Consider the following 17,850-nt stretch of genomic DNA (forward strand, 5'->3'; position numbering starts at 1 on the left):
GATTACTTACTCTGCTCTATAACTTGAGGCACTAAATAAAGATCCTGTTCAAATTGCGGTGCAAGGGCTTCTAATTCAGAAAGACAGTTTTCTTCAGTTACCACATCAGCTCTTAAACGTTGATTTAACGCAAGAGGATGAAAAAGTGGTTCTACTTTTTGAGTATCAATAGAACTTAGTTGGTCGACAAAATTCATTATCGCGTTAATGTCTTCAATGAGTTTGGGTGAATGCTCCATATCTGTATCCAGATAAGCGAGCTGAGAAATTTTCTCTAATTCTTTAGCCGAGATAGTCATAAAATAGTGCCCCATAGAGTGAACACCTCATTATAGCGAGGATGTGATAACTTAAAAATATAATTGTAGTCAGAAGTGTAATATAAGTAGTGATATTCTATTGCAAAGAGTATTCATAATGGAAATTATAGATACAATGGGTTGCGATAAATATGCAATATGATCTTAATCTATTGAGCTCTATGTCCCTCTCGGGACGAAGATAAAAAAATAGCGGCCTACGCTGCGTAATCAGGGCTACCATTGGGACTCTAGTCATATTACTTTTTCAGATAGGGAAACTCATCATGCAATAGTTGGATTACATCGTTTAATTGTTCTTTACTTTTTACAATGAGGAGTACGGTATCGTCACCAGCTATCGTACCTAATATTCCTGAGCTTTGAATGGATTGAGGTGAAAAGGATACGAATTTTCTATCAATAAAAAAAGCCAAACTGTTTGCATTTCCAGGATGAGTATGAAGCACAATAAGACCGTAATCTGACACCTGCATATTCAGCACCAAAGGCAAGTTAGGTATATTGAAGTCAACTACTTGATAAGTACCGCCTATTTTTGCAATTTTTAATTTTTTAAGTCTTCGCGATAGCGTCGCCTGAGGAATCGTATAGCCTCGTGCTTTTAAGCTGTTTTGTAAATCAATTTGTTCTGCAATTTTTTCTGTTTGCACAATATTTAATATATGCCCATCAAGAGCAGCGTCTTGGCTCATTCAATTCTCCATTATTAGTGCTTTTGTGAATATAAAATCATTATTTTGAAATTATATTCAAAATATCTTGACAGAGCAAGTCAAGATTGTTACATTTGAAAAACGCATAAAAACTGGATACATATTCAAATGAAACAATTATTTTTTATCATTCTAGTAGGATTTGCTTTGCTTATTTCTCTTTGTTACGCAAAAATTCCTAATGAAAATACTCAATATATTCATTTTGCTGTGGCGGCGGAATATCCACCATTTGAATACAATGATCATGGGGAGATCAAAGGGTTTGATATTGATCTTGCCCGATTGATTGCAAAAAAACTTGGTAAGGAAGCATTTTTTGATACCATGCAATTCAGCAGTATTTTACCTGCCTTAAGTTCTGGACAGGTTGATGCAGCGATTTCTACGATTACTATTACAGAGCAGCGCAAACTGAATTTTGATTTTACCAAACCCTATTATTACGAGAGTATGGCGGCTGTTTTTCCTGAAAAAAATCCAATTAAAGACGTGCAACAATTAGCTGGTAAAAAAATAGCAGTTCAATTAGGTAGTACTATGGAAATTTGGTTGAAACAGAAGGTCCCGAATGCCAATCTTTTAGTTATGGATAACAATAATCAAACCATCGCTGCCCTAAAAGCGGGTCATGTTGATTTGGTTCTAATGGATGGCGTACAAGGTGTAGTATTTAGTCAGAAAAACCCCGGGCTATCATTTGCTGTGATTGCCAAATCAGATGATGGTTATGGTTTAGCTTTAAAAAAGAACTCAGAATTAACTCAAAAAATAAACCAGGCTTTATATGAACTAGAACAAAATGGTGAGTTGGCCTTGCTCAAGAAAAAATGGCTGGAGGGTACACAATGGAAGAGCTAAAACAAAATATCCTCTATATTGGTGAAGGAACTTTAGTTACTTTAATCTTATTACTTGGTGGTTTATTCATAGGGACTTTATTAGGAACATTGCTGGCTTTATTGCGATATCAAGGGATTATGAAACCAGTAATTAATGGATTTATTTCAGTGATGAGAGGAACGCCAGTAATTTTACAGCTTAGTTTTATTTATTTTGCTGTACCGACATTAATCGGTGTAAAAGCTAATATCTTAATGGCAGGGCTCTTAACATTTGGTCTAAACAGTTCAGCATACATTGCCGAAATTCTGCGATCAGGAATAGAGCATTTGCCCAAGGGCCAGTTTGAAGCAGCAAAAACTTTGCAAATACCTAATTTTTATTTATGGAAAGATATTGTTTTACCACAAGTGGTGAAAAATATTTTTCCTGCCTTCATTAATGAAATGATTGCCCTACTGAAAGAAACAGCTTTAATTGCGACTATAGGTGGAATGGACTTGATGCGTAGAGCTCAATCTATTGCTGCAGAACAATTTACCTATTTTGTACCCTTGTGCACTGCCGGTTGCTTTTACTATGGGATGGTCCTTTTGATCGAGTTCATGGGCAAAAAAATTGAAGAAAGGGGGCTTTATGCTAGCAATTAATCAGGCATCTAAATACTTTGGCTCTCTGCCCGTATTAAATCACATTAGTTTAGAGTTACAGGCTCAGACGGTGCTGGGTTTGGCAGGACCATCAGGAAGCGGTAAATCCACGCTCCTGCGATGCATACAACAATTAGAAACACTGGACTCTGGTACGATTGAAGTAAAGGGTCAAAGCGGCTTTATGTTTCAGGATTTTCAACTTTTTCCTCATATGACTGTGATGCAAAACTTAGTCTATGCACCTCGCTTACAAAACAAAATGTTACAGCATGAAGAGCACGCGCACTCTTTGCTGCAGAGCTTAGGAATTAGTGATAAAGCTTCTGCTTATCCACATCAGTTGTCTGGTGGGCAAAAGCAACGCGTTGCTTTAGCACGCAGTTTAATGATGAAGCCCAATTTATTGCTTTGTGATGAGCCTACCTCGGGTCTTGATCTGGCGACGATTGATGAAGTTATTAGTTTATTAAATTCAGTGAAGTCTTTTGGCGTTACGATGGTCATTGCCTCTCACGATCTCGATTTTCTCAGCAAAATGTCGGATCGATTGATTGTTCTGAAAGGTGGTCAATTAGTCGCCGATGTGGTCCCTAAAGAATTGGCTGAGCCTATTTTGCATTTAAAACAATACTATCAGGAGTAAATCCATGAATGAATCGATTAAAAAAATTGTCCTTGCTTATTCAGGGGGACTGGATACTTCAGTAATGATCCCATGGCTTAAAGAACATTACCAACAGGCAGAGATCATCGCTATGGTTTGTGATTTAGGACAAAATGAAGATTTAGCGGCGATTAAGGAAAAAGCAATAAAAAGCGGCGCCTCAAAAGCCTACGTAATGAATGTTCAAGATGAGTTTGTTAGTGATTATCTGTGGCGACTAGTCAAAGCAGGAGCGCTTTATGAAAATCAATATATTTTAGGGACCATTTCACGACCTCTTATCGCAAAAAAACTGGTTGAAATTGCATTGGAAGAAAAGGCAGAAGCCATTGCCCATGGAGCAACTGGAAAAGGTAATGATCAGGTTCGCTTTGAATATACGGTCAAAGCCTTAGCTCCGGAACTTAAAATTATTGCCCCATGGAGAACTTGGAAGATTAAATCAAGACAAGAGGCGATTGAGTATGCCAAATTACATGGGATAGAAGTACCAGTTACCCCCAAATCACCTTATTCACGCGATCACAATCTTTGGTATATTTCTCATGAGGGCGGTGTTTTGGAAGATCCAGGACAACCAAGACCTAATGATTTATTATTAATGACTGCATCTTTGGAGCAATCAGCTGACAATCCAGAATTAGTGAGCATTGAATTTGAACAGGGGGTACCTGTTGGATTGAATGCTACAAAAATGTCCCCAGTCGAATTACTTGGACAATTAAATCAGATTGCAGGTTCTCATGGAATTGGGGTGGCTGACATTGTTGAAAATCGATTGGTTGGCATGAAAATCAGAGGAATTTATGAAGCACCCGCAGCCGCAGTATTGTACAAGACGCATCAGATGCTCGAAAGTCTATGTCTTGACCGTGCAACCTTGCATTTAAAACAGTCTTTGCAACAAACTTATGCCAATCTTGTTTATGAGGGACGATGGTTTTCTCAAGCCAAGAATGCGATGGATGCATTGATTGACGTGACGCAACAACATATGACTGGAACAGTAAGTGTGCAGTTATTTAAAGGGAACATAATTCCTTATGGAATGTATTCACCATTCAGTTTACATGATCCTGCCTTAGCGACATTCGAAGAAGATGGTGTTTATAATCAACAGGATGCTGAAGGATTCATTAATTTATTTTCCTTATCGGCACAAGTGTATGGCAAGGTACATAAAGGAGGTAAGTGATGGCCCATAAAACTTGGGGAGGGCGATTCAAGAAGGAACTTGACCCTCGTGTCATGCATTTTAATGCGTCTTTGGCTTTTGATAAGGTCCTTTATGCCCACGATATCGTTGGCAGTCAAGCACATGCAAAAATGTTAGCCCGACAAGGGCTTATTACTGACAATGAAGCAGACTCAATCTGTAATGGCTTGGAAGAAATAAGTCATGAAATAGAAAAAGGCATCCATGAATTTGATGAGACATGTGAAGACATCCATATGTTTTTGGAGCAATTGCTCATCAGCAAAATTGGTGACGTGGGTAAAAAACTTCATACCGGTCGCAGTCGCAATGATCAGGTTGCTCTGGATTTAAGGTTGTATTCTCGTGATGCTGGATTGCATATTAACTCACTTTTACACAATTTAAACCAGGTTTTGGAAGAGCTGGCCAAGGCTCATGCCGATGATAAAATTCCAGGGTATACCCATTTACAACAAGCCCAACCCATTTATTTAGGGCATTTTTTTGCTGCTTATCTGGCAATGTTTCAACGTGATTTGGGACGTTTGCATGATTGGCATACACGAATGAATTTTTCTCCTTTAGGTGCTGGTGCTTTAGCAGGGAGCTCTTTACCTTTGGACCGTATATGGGTTGCAAAAACTTTGGGTTTTACTGGGGTTATTGAGAATACGCTGGATGCAGTAAGCGATCGAGATTTTATCATTGAATTTTGTTCTGTTGCTTCAATCGTGCTAATGCATTTATCTCGTCTTGCAGAGGACTTGATTCTTTGGGCTACTCAAGAATTTGGCTTTATTACTCTGGATGATGCGTTTGCTACGGGCTCCTCTTTAATGCCTAATAAGAAAAATCCAGATGTTTTGGAATTAATCAGAGGTAAAAGCGGTCGAGTGTTTGGGCATTTAATGGGGATCCTAACTGTAATGAAAGGGTTGCCATTGGCGTATAACAAGGACATGCAGGAAGATAAAGAATGTTTGTTTGACACCGTAAATACCTTGGCAGCATGTTTGGAAATCATAACTCCTTTTCTGCGAAGTGTGCAATTTAATACAAAACTAATGGCACAGAAAGCCAACAGTGGTTATCTAAATGCTACAGCAATATTAGAGTCCTTGGTATTGAAAGGAATGCCTTTTAGGGATGCTCATCATCAAGTTGGTTTATGGGTTCAGGCTGCAATCGATAGGAATTGTTCGCTTGAGGAAATCATGAAAAGCGAGTCTTAAAAATGTAGCCTGGGTGCAGCGCAGCGGAACGGAACCTCATAAAAATCCCCTCTCCCACAAGTGGGAGAGGGGTAGGGGTGAGGGTTCATTAGCCACAATCAATACCCCCTCATCTGCCCTTGCGGGCACCTTCTCCCCAAGGGGAGAAGGGAAACAAAATTGTGCTGCGCTGCACCCAGGCTACGAGATTCTTGCAGAAGCCCATTTTTAAAGTAGAATGATGTACACACCATAATTATTCTATTGAGTTAGTCATTCATGTTGCAACATTATAAAACCCAAGGGGGCATTGAGTTAGAGTGTTTTCAGGTTTCTCTGGATTATCAACAAGGTATAGAAAATCTTCTTGAACATTTGGATTCACAAAGAGGAGCCCTATTTGCATCAAGTTTTGAATATCCAGGACGCTACACATGTTGGGATATAGGGTTTTATAATCCACCTTTGGCTCTTATTTGTAAGCAGAATTTAATTCAAATTGATGCTTTAAATCAACGTGGCAAGATATTATTAACATTCATTATTCCATTATTGAAAAATGAAACCTGTTTAGAAATCGTTGCACAAAGCGATGCATTGCTGCAAATCAAAATTAAAACTTCCGAAGAAGTTTTTAGCGAAGAAGAGCGTAGCCAGCAACCTTCTGTATTTACCGTGATGCGTCTAATCCTGGCTTTTTTTAAAGTAGAAGATGAGCCTTATTTGGGATTATATGGTGCTTTTGGTTTTGATTTGATTTTTCAATTTGAAGACTTAAAGAAGCATAAAAAAAGAGAGCCATCTCAAAGAGATATGGTTCTTTATTTACCTGATGAAATATATGTGGTTAACCACCGTAAAGAAGAAGCTATTCTTCGACGTTATGATTTCCAATTTCAAGGTCAATCAACAAAGCCTTTGGCACGGGAGGGTGTTTCTGCAAAATACCAATCACCGAATAAACCAGAAAAAGCATGTGATCATGCCCCAGGAGAATACGCGCAGGTTGTAGCCAAGGCCAAAGATCGTTTTGCTTGTGGTGATTTGTTTGAAGTAGTACCTAGTCAGACTTTTTATACCCATTATCAGGACCAACCTTCCTCTTTATTCAGACAAATGCGCCGTTTGAATCCCTCACCCTACGGTTTTTTTATTAATTTGGGTGATGATGAATATCTGGTTGGTGCATCCCCAGAGATGTATGTGAGAGTTCAGGGGAAAAGAGTAGAGACTTGTCCTATTTCTGGAACCATTAAACGGGGTGCCGATGCTATCGAGGATGCAGAAAACATTCAGACTTTACTTGATTCAAAAAAGGAAGAATCTGAATTAACCATGTGTACTGATGTGGACAGAAACGATAAATCACGGATTTGTGAAGCTGGCTCTGTAAAAGTAATCGGTCGCAGACAAATTGAAATGTATTCACGAGTAATTCATACCGTCGATCATGTTGAAGGGATTTTAAGAGAAAGCTTTGATGCGGTAGATGCTTTTTTAACCCATATGTGGGTTGTTACGGTCACAGGTGCACCTAAAATTTGGGCCCTTAATTTTATTGAGGAACATGAAAAATCTCCTCGTAAGTGGTATGGCGGTGCTGTAGGATGGTTCGGTTTTAATGGAAATTTAAATACGGGTCTGGTTTTGAGAACTGTGCGAATTGAAAAAGGAGTTGCTGAAATTCGCGTGGGTGCCACCTTGCTCTATGATTCGGTACCTGAATCGGAAGAGCAAGAAACACGCTTAAAAGCATCTGCTTTTTTAGATATGTTACAAAAGCGGGAGCATGCTGAAAGCAAGGTAATGCATTTGCCTTTAACTGGGAAAGGTAAGCATGTATTACTTATCGATCATCAGGATTCTTTTGTGCATACTTTGGCAAATTATCTTCGTCAAACTGGAGCGGAAGTTAGTACAATTCGTTTTGATAAGGCTTTGCATTATTTGCAAAATCAAAAATATGACCTTGTTGTTTTATCTCCTGGGCCAGGCAAACCAAGTGATTTTAATCTATCGCAAGCAATTGATATGGTTGTTTCTAAGGGTATTCCAATATTTGGAGTTTGTTTGGGCTTACAAGGAATTGTTGAGTATTTTGGTGGTATTTTGGATGTTCTAAAATATCCCATGCATGGTAAGCCATCAATCATAAAAGTGGTTGGTGAACCTAAATTGTTTTCTGGATTAGGGGAAAGTTTCAAAGCAGGGAGGTATCATTCACTTTATGCGCGTTTGAGTGCTGTACCCAAAGAACTGAAAATTACAGCTTTGAGTGATGATGGGGTTGTGATGGCCGTTTCACATCAGCAACTACCCATTCATGCAGTCCAATTTCATCCTGAAACCATATTGTCTTTAGTCAATCAAGCTGGATTAAAAATTATTACTAATTTAATGGGGATGGTTTAAGGCAATGCGCAATAAGATATTGATGCTTTATGCTGTATCTTTTGTTTTAGGCATTGTCGTAGGTCTTGTAGGTTCTACATTTCGACTGTCAATCGATGTGCTGAGTAATTTGTTTGATAACTTTTTTCATTTTCTTAGTGTTCATGGATGGCCTGCGGGTCTTATTTCTGGCTTGGTTTCTATGGTTTTGGTTTATGCAGCTTATTTTGCTGTAAAGCAGTATGCTCCTCAAGCATCGGGAAGTGGCGTCCCAGAGATTGAAGGTACACTACTTCATTTAAAAACCATATTGTGGCGCCGCTTATTACCTGTAAAATTCTTTTTTGGAATTTTGGCGCTTTCTGCGAAGATGATTTTGGGCCGTGAAGGACCCACGATTCATATAGGTGGTAGTTTGGGAGAAATGCTGGGAAGCTTGTTTAATCTGTCTCGACGTAGAAAGGATAGTTTGATTGCTGCAGGAGCTTCTGCAGGTTTAGCGGTTGCATTTAATGCTCCTTTAGCCGGGGTTATTTTTGTTATGGAAGAAATGCGTAACCAGTTCAACTATTCTTTTACCAGCTTCAGTATGGTTGTAATCTGCTGTATTACAGCTACAGTTATTCTTGATTTAATGATTGGCCCTCAACCAACGATTCCAATGAATGTATTTGAATTCCCACATCTTAATTCTTTATGGTTATTTGCTCTGTTTGGTATTGTGGTAGGTTTTGTTGGACTTTTATTTAACCTTTCTCTAATCGGGTCTCTAACACTCTTGGATAAACTTACTGCAAGACAAAAATCATATTACGTCCTAATCGTAGGATTTTTGGTTGGCTATTTAGCAGTAGATCATCCTGCGGCAGTAGGTGGTGGTATGCATATTATTCATCAGGCATTAACCCTGTCACCTGGATTTGGTCTTTTGTGTTTTCTTTTAGTGGTACGGTTTATAGGAACTATGGCGTGCTATGGAACATCTGTTCCTGGAGGAATTTTTGCGCCTATCCTTTCTTTAGGTACTCTTCTTGGTTTAGCGATGTTCCATGTTTTAGAGTTTTTACATATTGATTTTTTAATACAACCTGGCATGTTTGCCGTTGCAGGAATGGCTGCACTTTTTGCATCATCCACGCGTTCTCCAATAACTGGAGCAGTATTGGTGGTAGAAATGACTCATAATTATTATTTGATTTTTCCTGTGATGATGGCATGCATTACCGCAACTATAGTGCTGCAACTTACTCCGAATGGACCTATCTATGAGCAATTATTAAATCGTGCGCTTCGATTAGACGCTAAAAAAGTTACATTCAAGTAAGCAATAGTTTTTTATTAAAAATACCAGCTGGGTATATTGTAGCCTGGGTGCAGCGCAGCGGACCCCGGTTTTCTGGACTCGAATGAACTCCCCGGGTTCCGCTGCGCTGCACCCAGGCTACAATTCAGACATTATTTGATAAGTATTTATATAATCAATCTACATGAACCACAATTTTTCCAAAATGCACCCCTGATTGCATGTGCTGGTGGGCTTCTTCAATGTGTTCTAATTTAAACTCTGAATCAATGATTGGAGTTAATTTTTTTGTTCTTAGATGTTTCTCCCATGCTTTATGAGCTTCGGTCCATAATTTGCTTTTTTCCGCAATGGATTGAGAACGAAGTACAAAGCCAATAATTTGCAATCTTTTTCTCATAATCAGTGCCAGATTGCATTCCACGCTACTTCCTTTAAGACATGCGATTTGGATCAGTTTACTTTGGGGCTTTAATAAGTGTAAGTGCTTATTAAAATAATCGCCGCCTATAAAATCAATAATTAAATCAACGCTGTGATCTTCAATTAAATCTTCAAAATCTTGTTTATGGTAATTGATGATTTGATCCGCGCCAAGTTTCATTGCCTTATCTAATTTGTCATCGGTTCCTACTGTAGTGATTACGTGTGCACCGATTAATTTTGCCATTTGGATTGCTAATGAGGCGATACCACTTCCTGCACCATGAATAAGCAATGTTTGACCTGATTTTAGCTCTCCTAGATCAAACAAGGTAGCATACACAGTCACCAATGCCTCAGGAAGTGCTGCAGCATGTGAATAATCCCAGGTTTCAGGGATGTGCTGGGCTAACGATGCTTCAACAGGACAAAATTCAGCATAAGCGCCACTACCAACCAGTCCATAAACCTTATCACCTAGTTTAAATTGAGTGACATTCGCACCTACTTCAACTACTTCTCCTGCAATTTCCAAACCCAGAATATCAGACTCTCCGGAAGGAGGGGGATATTTGCCATAACGTTGCATAATATCAGCGCGATTTAGAGCAGTCGCTTTTACGCGAACTAAAATTTGTGATTCGCTGTATGCTGGTTTTGGGCCATTTTCGATGACTAATCGACTGTGTGGGCCAGGGTTTTCTATGTGTATGTAGCGCAAAATTTTTTCCTTAAATTAAATAATTAATTGTAGCCTGGGTGAAGGCGAAGCCGTAACCCGGGATAGCTTTTTACTCGACTCCAGAAAACCCGGGTTCCGCTGCGCTGCACCCAGGCTACGTATTACATAAGCTTCTTTACTATTTTATCCCTTTACTTAAACAACCAGAGCTATATAATTGCTTATACAGACCCTCTTATATATTGGGCAATGGCTAAATTTAATCATCAACGTTTTTATGCTTGGCTTTTTATAGTTCCACAGCTTATTGTTACCCTGATGTTTTTTATTTGGCCTGCATGTAATGCATTATTGCAATCTTTTTTTTATACAGATGCTTTTGGCCTACATAAAAAATTTGCAGGGCTTTCCAATTTTCGGGATCTTTTTTTTGATCCGAGTTACAGCAAGGCAATTGGAGTTACCTTTATTATTGCTTTTAGCGTGACGTTCTTCACGATGAGTTTAGGACTCCTTATGGCCATATTAGTGAATAATAGAGTCCGGACGCAAGGGGTCTATAAATCTTTATTAATTTGGCCTTACGCAATAGCTCCTGCTGTAGCAGCTATTTTATGGCGTTTTTTATGTCATCCAACTTTAGGATGGTTGACGCATTTTTTGCAATTGCTTGGGATTAATTTTGATTATGTAAATAATGTTAATCAGGCATTTACCGTGGTGATCCTTACCGCAAGTTGGCAGCAGTTCAGTTATAATTTTCTATTTTATCTTGCGGCACTTAAAGCAATCCCCTCATCGTTAATTGATGCGGCAATTATCGATGGTGCTTCTGGATGGCAGCGTTTTTGGCAAATTATTTTTCCACTTTTATCGCCAACAACTTTTTTCTTAATCATTATGAACTTGATGTATGGTTTTTTTGATACTTTTGGCATTATTCAAGTGATGACACATGGTGGTCCTGGTAATAGTACAACCAATTTGATTTATAAGGTGTATCAAGATGGATTTGAAGGAATGGATTTAGGAAGTTCATCAGCACAATCCGTGCTCTTAATGATTATTGTCATTATTGTTTCTTTAGTGCAATTTAAATACCTCGAAAAAAAGGTTCATTACGCATGAAATCATATTTCGCTCGTGTGCTATCCCATGGATTTTTATGTTTTTTTGTTATTTTGATGTTGTTGCCTATTTATTTGGCGCTTGTTGCCGCCAGTAATGAAGGCAGTGTTATGATGCAATCTCATATTCCTATGGTTCCAGGTACATTATTATTCAAAAACTTGAAGGCAGTTATGACACAGGGTCTGGCGGTTACAGGAGGTGAACCGATTACGTCAATGTTATTGAACAGTTTTTTTATGGCTATGGCCATTGCATTAGGTAAGATTATTTTTGCTTTAGGTTCCGCGTTTGCTTTGGTTTATTTTGATTTTCCATTTAAAAAGTTATGCTTTGCCTTGATATTCACTACGATGATGTTGCCTATAGAAGTCAGGATTGTGCCTACATTTCAGGTAGTTGCTTCTTTTGGCTTATTAAATTCATTTACCGGACTAACTCTACCTTTATTTGTGTCCGCTACAGGGACTTTTTTATTTCGCCAGTTTTTTAAAACCATTCCACCTGAACTTGTTGATGCGTCAAAATTAGATGGGGCAGGAGCTGTTCGTTTCTTTTTTGATATCGTTTTGCCTTTGTCCAAAACTCAAATTGCATCATTATTTGTTATTTTGTTCGTATATGGTTGGAATCAATATCTCTGGCCTTTAGTGATTACTACAGAAACAAAAATGGCTACAGTAGTAATGGGTATTCGCTATTTAGCCGGAGTGGCAGATCAAATCCCACAATGGCATTACATCATGGCTGTTGCATTGATTGCATTAATTCCACCTTGTATGGTGGTGATGTTCATGCAACGCTGGTTTGAAAAAGGGCTAAAATAAGTTATGGCAACAGTCAATCTCATTGAAGTGTCTAAAAGTGTTGGGCCTACAAAGATTCTGGATAAGGTAAACGTTAGCATCAAAAAAGGCGAATTTGTGGTAATTGTCGGGCCTTCTGGATGTGGAAAAACTACTTTATTACGTTTAATTGCGGGTTTGGATGATGTCAGCTCAGGTTCAATTTTAATTAACAATCAATGTGTTAATGAGATTCCCGCTGCCAAAAGAGACATGGCTATGGTTTTTCAAAACTATGCTCTATATCCACATATGACTGTATTCGAAAATATGGCTTATGGATTAAAAATGAGACGTTATAAAAAGGTTGAGATTAAAAAAAGAGTAGCTGAAGCAGCTCAATTGTTGCATTTAACCCCTTATTTGGAGCGCAAACCTCAAGCGCTTTCAGGAGGACAAAAACAAAGAGTTGCTATGGGAAGAGCCATGGTGCGATCCCCGGCTGTTTTTTTATTCGATGAACCTTTATCAAATCTGGATGCAAAATTACGAACAGAAATGCGTCATGAAATTCGTCGGTTACATCAACAATTAAATACAACCAGTTTATACGTAACACATGATCAAACTGAAGCCATGACTATGGCTGAACGTGTTATTGTACTTAATCAAGGTATTGTTGAACAAATAGGTACCCCGCAAGAGCTTTATCAAAATCCAGCAACTTTATTTGTAGCAGGATTTACAGGACAATACCCTATGAATTTAATATCTGGAATCTTCGATAAACGCAGTAACACTGTGCAAACGGATTTGGGAGTTAATTATCCTATTCCAGAGTTGATGTTTGATCTTGAAGATCAAGATGAATTGGTTTTGGCAATTCGCGCCGAACATATTTTGCTTTGTTCTGAAAATAATCCACAAGGTATTCCCATCCATGTCGAATTTATAGACGATATGGGTGCTGACCAATTGATTCATGCAAAATGCATCAAAAACGGTCAGTGTTTTAATTTGCGCGTTACTGCGGATCAACTACTGACGAGTGGACAACTCTGGGTTGAGTTACCTAAAATTAAATTACATCTTTTTCATCGTAGTTCTGGAAAGCGTATTGGAGAATGGCGTGCGTAAAGAAAGAAACAAACTAAAACCAATTGATACCCCGGTTTATCACTATTGGTCTGCATTGTATATGTCTTTTTATTCACGACGTCTTTATGTGGATGTTGGAAAACGTTGGAAAGGATTTGCTCTTCTTTATCTCTTATTGACCATAGCCTTATTTTCAATTCCATTTTCTGTAAGAATGAGCTTCAGTTTGAATCAATCTTTTAAAGAACAAATTACTGATCCTTTATCAAAAATCCCTGTTTTTTATATACAAAATGGTGAGGTTTCTTTTGATAAACCAATGCCTTATTTAATTAAGAATGATCTGGGGCAAGTCGTTGTTGCTATTGATACTACGGGAAAAATCAATGATTTTCCTCGAGATTATCCTTATCTTACGATTTTGATTAATAAAAACAAAATTTCTCTTAAAGTACCGAGCCTTAAACTTTTTAATATGGTGGATTCAAAGCCAAATAAGGGTGCTCCTATAGTGCAAACCTTTGATAAAGGGACTAACCTGGTATTTGATGGTAAAAAAATTGCAGAAGAAAATTCAATTCAAAAATTGAAATATTTTTCACAACTGATGATCTATCCTATGGTTGTTGCAATATTCTTTTCAATTTTTATTGTCTTTTTCTTAGTATTAGCGTTCCTAGGACAAGTATTTTCAACTATATTTTTTTCTTTTAATGTAAGCTTTTTACAATCGAGCCGGCTTTTAATTGTCGCTGGAACGCCTATGTTATTACTTCTGTTTATTATGCTCACACTCAATTCAATTTTTCAGGGGTCAGGATTCATTTTATTCGCCTTGCTTATCGCATATTACAGTTTTGCACTTCATTCTCTGCGTGCAGAAAGTAGACGTATTGTGACTTCATGAAAAAATGTTTTAATTCCTTATGGGGATATAGTTGGGGGTATTCTGGATTATTTATTGAAATTTCTACTGATAGGCAGATGCAAATGGTGACTTTATGAAAGAGTTGATTCATTTTGCGCATGGGAATGGTTTTCCATCTTTATGTTATAAGCAGATGCTAGATGGCCTCGAGAAAGAATTTGATTATTGTTTTATCGATAGAATTGGACATGACCCTTTATTTCCGGTTAGTGAAAATTGGCACAATCTTGTATCGGAAGTTATTTCCAGTATTCAAAAGCAGGCCAATCAACCCGTAATTGCAGTAGGGCATTCTCTAGGAGGAGTTTTAAGCTTACTAGCAGCAATTGAAAAGCCAGAGTTATTTAAAGCGGTGATCATGCTGGATTCACCTTTATTGGGCACGTTTAAATCAAGTATGGTTCGTTTGGCAAAAGCACTTGGCATCATTGATCGGGTTACACCGGCATTTAGAACTCAAGGTCGCCGTATGTATTGGAAAGATCACGAGCAATTAATTGGGTATCTGAAAACGCGAGACTTATTTAAAACCTTTACGGATGCCTGTTTAGATGATTATATTAACTATGGCTTAGAGTATAAAGAGGATGGATATTATTTACGCTTCGATAGACATATTGAATATCAGATTTATCGAACGATTCCACATGTTATTCCAAACTATGAAGGTAAGTTATTAATTCCAGCAGCATTAATTTATGGTGACAAAAGTACTGTGGTTGGTAAAATGGATGTGCGCTACATGAAAAAGTATTTTAATGTAATAAGTTATAAAACCAAAGGGACCCATTTATTTCCTATGGAATACCCCGAAGTTGTGGCAAAGCAAATAATAAAAATTGTATCTGGTTTAAACTTAAATAGTACCGGTCAGAAGGCCCAAAATAATTAAGGAGAATAATGTGCTACACGCTATTTTAGTGCTCATAGTCATTGGAGCTGCAGGGATATTGCTAACAAGGCAGGCAGCAATTTCGGTGTGGGCTATTAGCTTTGGTTTATTTAGTGCTCTTGTTTTCTATTATGGATCTCCTGGCTTGGCGACAAAAATCATTCTCGTTTTAGTCGAACTTGCTTTAATTGCTGGTGCTATAAGACCTTTAAGACGAACATTATTGTCCAAATATTTTTTTAAAGCAGTAAGCAAAGCTATGCCAGCTATGTCTGCAACAGAAAGAGAAGCGCTCGAGGCCGGCACAGTAAGTTGGGAAGGTGATTTATTTAGCGGCGCTCCTGACTTTTCTATACTGAGGAATGCACCTACCGTTCACTTGACTGATGAGGAGCAAGCTTTTATTGATGGTCCAGTAAACACCTTGTGTGCAATGATTGATGATTGGGACATAACCCATAATCTTACTGACTTACCTCAGGAAATCTGGCAGTTTATTAAAGACAATCGATTTTTAGGCATGATTATTCCTAAGCATTATGGTGGCCTTGAGTTTTCTGCCACAGCGCAAATGTCAGTTTTAGTAAAAATCTATGGCCGTTCAATTACAGCAGCTACAACTATATCTGTACCTAACTCTCTGGGCCCAGGTGAATTATTGCTTAAATATGGAACTGAAGAACAAAAAAATTACTATTTACCACGATTGGCAGATGGTAGGGAAATTCCATGTTTTGCTTTGACAGGACCTAATGCCGGTTCTGATGCAGCATCAATCCCAGATAAAGGTATAGTATGTCATCAAGAAATTAATGGTACTAAAGTATTAGGTATTCGGCTAAATTGGGATAAGCGTTACATTACTTTATGCCCAGTAGCTACAGTAATTGGATTAGCATTCAGGTTATTTGACCCAGAGAATTTGTTGGGTAAAGGTGAAGATATAGGTATTAGCTGTGCGTTGATACCAGCAAACACTCCTGGTATTACAAAAGGCCGTCGTCATTTCCCACTAAATACTGGCTTCTTGAATGGCCCAACTCAAGGAAAAGATGTATTTATTCCAATGGATTACCTAATTGGTGGCGTTGCTATGGCCGGTTGTGGTTGGCGTATGCTGATGGAGTGTTTGAGTGCTGGGAGAGCCATATCTTTACCTTCGAGTGCTAATGGTGGTGCCCAGTCAGCTGCTTTAGCTTCCGGGGCTTATGCACGTATCCGCAAACAATTTAGCCAGCCAATTGGCCGGTTTGAAGGGATAGAGGAACCTTTGGCTAGGATTGCAGCGAACACGTATATTATTGATGCTGCTTTAAGAATGGCTGCTGCTGCTATTGATAATGGAGCCAAACCTTCTGTAGTTGGTGCTATATTAAAATACCATACCACGGAACGAGCAAGACAAGTTTCGCTTGATTCAATGGATATTCATGGTGGAAAAGGAATTTGTCTTGGCCCTAATAATTATTTGGGTAGGGGATATCAAGGTTCTCCCATAGCAATTACTGTTGAAGGTGCAAATATATTAACTCGAAGTTTAATTATTTTTGGCCAAGGAGCAATCCGATGCCATCCATATGTGTTTAAGGAACTTGAAAGTATCAGAAATAATAACCTGGTTGAATTCGATAAGGCATTTTTTGCCCATGCTGGATTCATCATAGCTAATTTTACTAAGTCGGTTATTTTTGCCTGGACTGATGCACGTATGTCTAAAGCGCCTGTTAGTAGTGTGAAGCGGTACTATCAACTCGTACATAAATACAGTGCTAACTTGGCGTTTCTTGCTGATTTCTCAATGACGGTTCTAGGTGGTGATTTAAAGCGTAAAGAAAAACTATCCTCTCGGCTTGGAGATATGTTGAGTGCATTATATTTGCTTTCAGCTGTCTTGAAACGTTTTCATGAAGATGGGGAACCAAAAGCTGATTTACCTTTAGTAGAGTGGAGTTGCCAGCAATTATTGCATGAGTGTGAAATGGCAATGCACGGTGTTATCGTGAATTTTCCAGCACGTTGGGCGCGAGTCGTTTTACGCTTGATTATTAAACCACTGGGTAATCGAAGAAATAAACCAAATGATCAGCTAGGTCATAAGTTAGCCCGTATTTTAATCGAGCCTGGTGAAACACGTACACGTCTAACTCATTTAGTTTATAGTAAAGCAGGTGAAAATTGTCCATTGGGTCGCATGGAAGAGGCGTTCCATAAAATTTGCGCTGCTGATGAGTTAGAAAGAAAAGTAATGCGAGCAGTAAAAGATAATGTTTTAAAATCACTTACCTTGCTTGAACAGATCAATGAAGCTTTAGCATGTGGATTGCTTACTGAAGCAGAAGCGAAGCAATTAAAAGAAGCGGAGTTGGCAAGACAAGATGTGATCAAAGTAGATGATTTCAATGATGAAGATCTACGTCGCGCGCCATCAATAAAATCTACTCGAAGCAAAAAAGTCATTGTGAATAAGGACGATATAGAGTCAGAGATGATTTGACTTTGAATTTCTAGTCCTCATGGTAGTTTTTTTGCTTATCAAAAATACTTTAGCATTTGTGCCCCGGATTAACGCAGTGTAATCCGGGTTTACATGCAAAGATCCTCGATGACGATTGTGC

The 17,850-nt window shown here is 38.4% G+C and carries 16 protein-coding genes; 13 read left to right on the plus strand and 3 right to left on the minus strand.

What is annotated here, in order from left to right:
- Nucleotides 1-2: 2 nt before the first annotated feature.
- Nucleotides 3-299: an Asp-tRNA(Asn)/Glu-tRNA(Gln) amidotransferase subunit GatC gene (gene gatC, locus Lstg_RS01360; protein ID WP_058475861.1), complete on the minus strand. Its 297-nt coding sequence runs from the start codon at nt 297-299 to the stop codon at nt 3-5.
- A 260-nt stretch (nt 300-559) separates the two neighbouring features.
- The gene (locus Lstg_RS01365; protein WP_058475862.1) at nt 560-1,015 is read right to left on the minus strand and encodes an arginine repressor; all 456 of its coding nucleotides are present in this window, start codon (nt 1,013-1,015) and stop codon (nt 560-562) included.
- A 129-nt stretch (nt 1,016-1,144) separates the two neighbouring features.
- Between Lstg_RS01365 and Lstg_RS01370 the strand changes: the two genes are divergently transcribed.
- The 7 genes from Lstg_RS01370 to clcA all read left to right on the plus strand — a co-directional run bounded on the left by Lstg_RS01370 (nt 1,145) and on the right by clcA (nt 9,320).
- Nucleotides 1,145-1,897, plus strand: a complete 753-nt coding sequence (locus Lstg_RS01370) for a substrate-binding periplasmic protein (protein WP_058475863.1) — start codon at nt 1,145-1,147, stop codon at nt 1,895-1,897.
- A complete protein-coding gene (locus Lstg_RS01375; RefSeq protein ID WP_058475864.1) occupies nt 1,885-2,529 on the plus strand; it encodes an amino acid ABC transporter permease in 645 nt (214 codons plus the stop codon). Before Lstg_RS01370 ends, Lstg_RS01375 begins: the two co-directional genes overlap by 13 nt.
- Entirely contained in the window at nt 2,516-3,175 is a 660-nt protein-coding gene (locus Lstg_RS01380) for an amino acid ABC transporter ATP-binding protein (RefSeq protein ID WP_058475865.1), read from the plus strand. Before Lstg_RS01375 ends, Lstg_RS01380 begins: the two co-directional genes overlap by 14 nt.
- Nucleotides 3,176-3,179: 4 nt before the next feature.
- A complete protein-coding gene (locus Lstg_RS01385; RefSeq protein WP_058475866.1) occupies nt 3,180-4,391 on the plus strand; it encodes an argininosuccinate synthase in 1,212 nt (403 codons plus the stop codon).
- Nucleotides 4,391-5,626, plus strand: a complete 1,236-nt coding sequence (argH, locus tag Lstg_RS01390) for an argininosuccinate lyase (RefSeq protein ID WP_058475867.1) — start codon at nt 4,391-4,393, stop codon at nt 5,624-5,626. Before Lstg_RS01385 ends, argH begins: the two co-directional genes overlap by 1 nt.
- Before the next feature lie 258 nt (nt 5,627-5,884).
- A complete protein-coding gene (locus tag Lstg_RS01400) occupies nt 5,885-8,017 on the plus strand; it encodes an anthranilate synthase component I (RefSeq protein ID WP_058475869.1) in 2,133 nt (710 codons plus the stop codon).
- A gap of 4 nt (nt 8,018-8,021) precedes the next feature.
- A complete protein-coding gene (clcA, locus tag Lstg_RS01405) occupies nt 8,022-9,320 on the plus strand; it encodes a H(+)/Cl(-) exchange transporter ClcA (protein WP_058475870.1) in 1,299 nt (432 codons plus the stop codon).
- Nucleotides 9,321-9,474: 154 nt separating this feature from the next.
- Here the strand turns inward: clcA and Lstg_RS01410 are convergent, their stop codons facing one another.
- The gene (locus Lstg_RS01410; protein WP_058475871.1) at nt 9,475-10,443 is read right to left on the minus strand and encodes an NAD(P)H-quinone oxidoreductase; all 969 of its coding nucleotides are present in this window, start codon (nt 10,441-10,443) and stop codon (nt 9,475-9,477) included.
- Between the two features lie 210 nt (nt 10,444-10,653).
- On the opposite strand from Lstg_RS01410, the gene Lstg_RS01415 reads away from it, so the two are divergent.
- The 6 genes from Lstg_RS01415 (at nt 10,654) to Lstg_RS01440 (ending at nt 17,729) form a co-directional block, all read left to right on the plus strand.
- Nucleotides 10,654-11,532: a carbohydrate ABC transporter permease gene (locus Lstg_RS01415; protein WP_058475872.1), complete on the plus strand. Its 879-nt coding sequence runs from the start codon at nt 10,654-10,656 to the stop codon at nt 11,530-11,532.
- Nucleotides 11,529-12,359, plus strand: a complete 831-nt coding sequence (gene ugpE, locus Lstg_RS01420; protein ID WP_058475873.1) for a sn-glycerol-3-phosphate ABC transporter permease UgpE — start codon at nt 11,529-11,531, stop codon at nt 12,357-12,359. Before Lstg_RS01415 ends, ugpE begins: the two co-directional genes overlap by 4 nt.
- Before the next feature lie 3 nt (nt 12,360-12,362).
- Nucleotides 12,363-13,454: an ABC transporter ATP-binding protein gene (locus Lstg_RS01425; RefSeq protein WP_058475874.1), complete on the plus strand. Its 1,092-nt coding sequence runs from the start codon at nt 12,363-12,365 to the stop codon at nt 13,452-13,454.
- Nucleotides 13,447-14,322: a DUF1189 family protein gene (locus Lstg_RS01430; RefSeq protein WP_058475875.1), complete on the plus strand. Its 876-nt coding sequence runs from the start codon at nt 13,447-13,449 to the stop codon at nt 14,320-14,322. Before Lstg_RS01425 ends, Lstg_RS01430 begins: the two co-directional genes overlap by 8 nt.
- Before the next feature lie 94 nt (nt 14,323-14,416).
- Nucleotides 14,417-15,235: an alpha/beta fold hydrolase gene (locus Lstg_RS01435; RefSeq protein WP_058475876.1), complete on the plus strand. Its 819-nt coding sequence runs from the start codon at nt 14,417-14,419 to the stop codon at nt 15,233-15,235.
- Between the two features lie 10 nt (nt 15,236-15,245).
- The gene (locus Lstg_RS01440; RefSeq protein ID WP_058475877.1) at nt 15,246-17,729 is read left to right on the plus strand and encodes an acyl-CoA dehydrogenase; all 2,484 of its coding nucleotides are present in this window, start codon (nt 15,246-15,248) and stop codon (nt 17,727-17,729) included.
- Nucleotides 17,730-17,850: the final 121 nt, after the last annotated feature.

Source organism: Legionella steigerwaltii (assembly GCF_001468065.1).
GTDB classification, from domain to species: Bacteria; Pseudomonadota; Gammaproteobacteria; order Legionellales; family Legionellaceae; genus Legionella; species Legionella steigerwaltii.